The organism is Microvirga arsenatis (genome assembly GCF_009910705.1).
Lineage (GTDB): Bacteria > Pseudomonadota > Alphaproteobacteria > Rhizobiales > Beijerinckiaceae > Microvirga > Microvirga arsenatis.
On the sequence record NZ_JAAAXJ010000049.1, the window covers coordinates 1 to 4,554 of the forward strand.

Sequence of the window (4,554 nt, forward strand, 5' to 3'; positions counted from 1 at the left end):
CACCACGGAGGTTGTGCTGCAGCGCTTCCGCGGCGAGCTGACGATCCTGGACAGCCGCGGCGGCGGCTCCTCCGACTATGCCGACGAGGAGCAGGGCCAGATCCGAAGCGGCGGCGATTTCGGACGGACCTCCCCCATGGAGCGCAGGCCGGAACCGGCCGGCAGCTCCCGGCACAGCGACTTTGACGACGACATCCCGTTCTGAGAGCGGCACGCAAGCATTGAGAAAATCCGGGCTCCACGCCCGGATTTTTTATGCCTCCAGGGATGCTTTGGCCCGGTCCCGCGCGCGCTGGGCGCGCTCCATCTCGCGCAGCCTGCGCGCCCTTTCCCTCAGTTCGTCGCGGCTCGCCCACCACCAGCCCCGGGCGGAGCGGAGTTCGGGCTCCACCTCCTCGCGGGAAGGCCGCGTGCGATACACCTCCTGGAGGCTGGGCATTCGCCAGCGCGCCCAGACGAAGCGGGCGGGGTCGCTGCGCATATGGGGGTAGAGCTCAGCCGCTTCGGGCTCGCGGATGGGCTCGCTTCCAATGTCCTCGACGACCACAACCCCCCATGCCGCCGTGGCAAGCGGAAACCCGAGAGGCGGCAGGTCGTCGCCGGGCACCGGGTAGCGCCTGCGCCGGCGCTCCGCCTGCCACCGCGCCGCCTCCTCGGAAACATGGCCCCGCCCCTCCTCCCGGCGTCTGCGGCGGGCGTCCGGCTCGTTGCGCCGGGCCGCCTCCTCGATCTCGGGCCAGCGCGCCTTCAGGGCCTCATAGGACCGGAACGGCACATGCCAGACCCGCTCCTCGGGATCCCAGCGCGCCCAGGGGATTGCCCGCAGGGCCTCCACCACCGTCCGCGAATAGGGCGTACGCACCCTCAGGTCCTTGCCGGGGGTGAGGTAGGGGCTCTCCAGGGGGTCGAAGGCATAGGCGTCGCGTCCCTTGGCGTCCGCATGGCGGTCCAGGGTGTCCAGTTCCTGCGCCATCCAGGCATCGAGCCGCTGCACGGCCGTGGTGCCGGGCACGAACCATCGCTGCCCCTCCTCGCGCCAGCGCGCCCGGGGGAAGGCCGACCGGAAGCGCCGCACCAGCTCGCGGTCGTAGGGGAAAGCCGCATAGGCTCCCGGCCGGTCTTCATCGTCCGAGGATGTGACCTGAAAGGCCGCTGCGATCTCCATGCCTGTGAGCCATCCGAGCCAGGGCGCCGCTGTGCAGTCACAACCCTCCGGACGCCGGATTGGATCCCGACCCAGGGCGCGGCATGCCTTCCGGCAAATCCCTTTCCTCAACGGAAAAGAAAGACGCTGCGGCAAAAGATGAAATTAAAAATTCAGTTTTTGGGAGCATTCTCATGTACAGCCCTCGGACAACACCAAACCCATACTGAGGCGATACAGCATTCATGCTTTCTCCGGTGCGCCGTTCTCCTCCCTGCGACCCTCTCCCTCAGCACGGTCATTGAAAGGCTAGCCTGCGATGACGGATCTGACGGTCAAGATCCCTGCTCCCGCCTGGTCCGAGGCCCAGCGCCTGGCGGTCCTGCGCCGCTTCGACATCCTGGATACCGAGCCCGAGCAGGCCTTCGACGACATCGCGAGGATGGCTGCGCAGCTCTGCCAGGCTCCGGTCGGCCTGATCACGTTCATCGACGAGGGCCGGCACTGGTTCAAGGCCGTCGTCGGCCTGGAGGCCGGCGAAGCCGTTCCCCCCTTCTGCGCCCAGGCGATCCTCCAGCCGGGCCTGCTGATCGTTCCGGATGCCCGAAAGGATCCCCGCTTCGCCGGCAACCCGTTCAGCCGCAGCGGGCCCGCGCTCCGCTTCTATGCCGGAGCCGTCATTCGGACGGACGAGGGGCTGCCGCTCGGCACCGTCTGCGCCATGGATCGCACGGCCCGGCCGGAGGGTCTGACGCCCGAGCAGGCCGAGACCCTCGCCGCCCTGGCGCGAGCCGTCATGAACCTGCTCAGGCTCCGCCGGGCGGAGCAGCGTCTGGCCCTGGAGCAGGACCCGTTCGCCCAACTCGCGGATGCTCTCCCCCAGATGGTGTGGTCGTCGCGCAGCGACGGGCATGATGAATATTCCAACGCGCATTGGTACCGCTTCACCGGCGCATCGCCCGGATCCGCTTTGGGCCGGGGCTGGATCGAGATGATCCACCCCGACGACCGGGAAGAAGTTCTGGCACGATGGCAGCATGCGTCGCAGACGGGCGAGCCCTATGAGGCCACCTGCCGCCTGCGGCATCATTCCGGCGAGTACCGCTGGATGCTGGCCCGTGCGCTGCCGGCCCGTGACGCGCGCGGCGCCATCGAGCGCTGGTTCGGCACCTATACGGACATCCACGCATGGAAGGAGTCCGAAGCCTTGGCGGCCGAGAGCCGCGAGCGCTACAGGGCCCTGCTGGAGGCGAGCGCCGTCATGCTCTGGCTCGCCACGCCGGAGGGCATGCTCACCCATATCGAGGGTGCGCTCGACGCGGGGGGCCTGGCGGAGACCTCGTATCGGGGCATGGACTGGCTCGATGCGGTTCACCCCGAGGACCGCGCCAGGGTGAGAGCGGCCTGGCAATGGGCGCTGTCCTCCGGCAGTGCCTACCAAAACGAGTTCCGCATCCGGCTCGCCGACGGCGAGCACCGCTGGATGCTGGCGAACGCGGTCGCGGTCAGGAACCCGGACGGATCGATCCGGGAGTGGGTTGGCAGCCTTGCCGACATTCACGACCGCAAGCAGGCCGAGGAGAAGCTCCGGGCCAGCGAGGAGCGGCTGCGTCTGGCGCTGCATGCAGGGCGCATGTTCGCTTGGGAGCAGGACCTCACCACGAACTACGTCACACGCTCCCAGAATACGGTGGCGCTGCTCGGCATCGGGTCCGGCACGCTCGACGAGTTCCTCGAGAGAGTCCACCCGGAGGATCGGGGCCTCCGTCAGCATTTTGCTCAACAGGCCAAGGCGCAGGGATCCTACGCCTCCGAGTTCCGCTACATCCTGCCGAGCGGCAAGGTGATCTGGCTGGGCTCCCGCGCGGAACTCGCCTCTCCGAACCGCCTGGTCGGCGTCACCTTCGACATCACGGAGCGCAGGGTAGCGGAGGAGGAGATCTGGCGGACCGCCAATCACGACTCCCTGACCGGCCTCCCGAACCGGGGACTCTTCCACCAGCGGCTCGAGCAGGCCCTGGCGGATGCCAAGCGGCAGCAGTCGCGCGTCAATCTCCTCCTGATCGACCTCGACGACTTCAAGGACGTCAACGACACCCTCGGCCACGATGCGGGAGACGCCCTTCTCAAGGAGACGGCGGCGCGGCTCTCGGCCATGATCCGAAGCTGCGATACGGTGGCCCGGCTCGGGGGCGACGAGTTCGCCATCCTGGTGCTCGATCCTTACACGTTGCAGGATGCCGCCGACCTCGCCGGCCGCCTGGTGGCGCGGCTGCGCGAACCCTTCACCTATAAGAAGCGCGTGGTCTCAAGCCGCGCCAGCATCGGCGTTGCAGCCTTTCCGGAGCATCACTTCGAACCTGCGGAGCTGATGAAGAACGCCGATATCGCGCTCTATCGGGCCAAGGCCCAGGGCCGCAACCGGGTGTTGACCTATTCGCCCCTCATGCGGCGCGAGATCGAGGAGCGCGTCGCGCTCGGAGCGGATCTGCGCGAGGCGCTGGCGCGGGACCAGATGATCCCCTTCTACCAGCCCAAGGTTTCTCTCGAGACGGGCAGGATCGTCGGCTTCGAAGTGCTGGCCCGCTGGCATCATCCCAGCAAGGGTCTTCTGACGCCGGCCTATTTCGGGGCTGCCTTCGACGATGCGGATCTTGCGCCCGCGATCCGACGCCAGCTCGTCGCCAAGGTCGTAGGCGACATGCGCGAGTGGCTCGACGGCAACCTTGAGATCGGCCGGATCGCTATGAACCTTTCCTCCGCCGATTTCAGCCAGCCGCGGCTGGTGGAGGAGATCCTGGATGTTCTCCAGGGCGCCCGCATTCCACCAAGCCGCCTGGAGGTGGAGATCACGGAAACCGTGCTCCTCGGTCGCAGCGCCGAGGGCGTCTCGACCATCCTGCAACAGTTCCGGGACACCGGCGTCAGCATCGCTCTGGACGACTTCGGGACTGGCTATGCATCCCTCATGCATCTCAAGCACTTCCCCGTGGACCACGTGAAGATCGACCGCGCCTTCATCAAGGACCTCGGCCAGAACGGCGACGACGAGGTGATCGTTGGGGCGGTGATCGGGCTTGGACGGAGCCTTGGTCTTCGGGTGACCGCGGAGGGTGTGGAGAGCCGGGATCAGGAGCGGCATCTGCGGCGTCTGGGCTGCGAGGATGGGCAGGGGTTCTTGTATTCCGTGCCGGTGCCGGGCTGCGGGGTGCCGCCTTTGCTGCTGCGAGGGCTGTGAGGTCTTCAGCCTTTGCTCGACGCACACCAAGAGTCCGAGCATTAAAAAGCCCCCTTTTGGTTTTGACCGTTGGGGGCTTTTGTGTGTTTGGTTGCGGGGACAGGATTTGAACCTGTGACCTTCAGGTTATGAGCCTGACGAGCTACCGGGCTGCTCCACCCCGCGCCATGCA

The 4,554-nt window shown here is 67.2% G+C and carries 3 protein-coding genes and 1 tRNA gene; 2 read left to right on the forward strand and 2 right to left on the reverse strand.

The features are described 5' to 3' along the window. A partial coding sequence (locus tag GR303_RS24075) for a single stranded DNA-binding domain-containing protein (protein WP_459076687.1) occupies window positions 1–205 on the forward strand: 205 nt, incomplete at its 5' end. A 48-nt stretch (window positions 206–253) separates the two neighbouring features. Here GR303_RS24075 and GR303_RS24080 read toward each other — a convergent pair. Next, complete coding sequence (locus tag GR303_RS24080; RefSeq protein ID WP_161724838.1) at window positions 254–1,165, reverse strand: hypothetical protein; 912 nt, start codon at window positions 1,163–1,165, stop codon at window positions 254–256. Window positions 1,166–1,463: 298 nt separating this feature from the next. On the opposite strand from GR303_RS24080, the gene GR303_RS24085 reads away from it, so the two are divergent. After that, complete coding sequence (locus GR303_RS24085; RefSeq protein ID WP_161724835.1) at window positions 1,464–4,382, forward strand: bifunctional diguanylate cyclase/phosphodiesterase; 2,919 nt, start codon at window positions 1,464–1,466, stop codon at window positions 4,380–4,382. A gap of 88 nt (window positions 4,383–4,470) precedes the next feature. Here the strand turns inward: GR303_RS24085 and GR303_RS24090 are convergent. Beyond that, a tRNA-Met gene (locus GR303_RS24090) sits at window positions 4,471–4,547 on the reverse strand. Between the last annotated feature and the right edge of the window lie 7 nt (window positions 4,548–4,554).

Excerpts from the sequence above, each read along its gene's own strand:
- GR303_RS24080 (WP_161724838.1), bottom strand. The coding sequence starts at position 1,165 with ATGGAGATCGCAGCGGCCTTTCAGGTCACATCCTCGGACGATGAAGAC.
- GR303_RS24085 (WP_161724835.1), top strand. The coding sequence starts at position 1,464 with ATGACGGATCTGACGGTCAAGATCCCTGCTCCCGCCTGGTCCGAGGCC.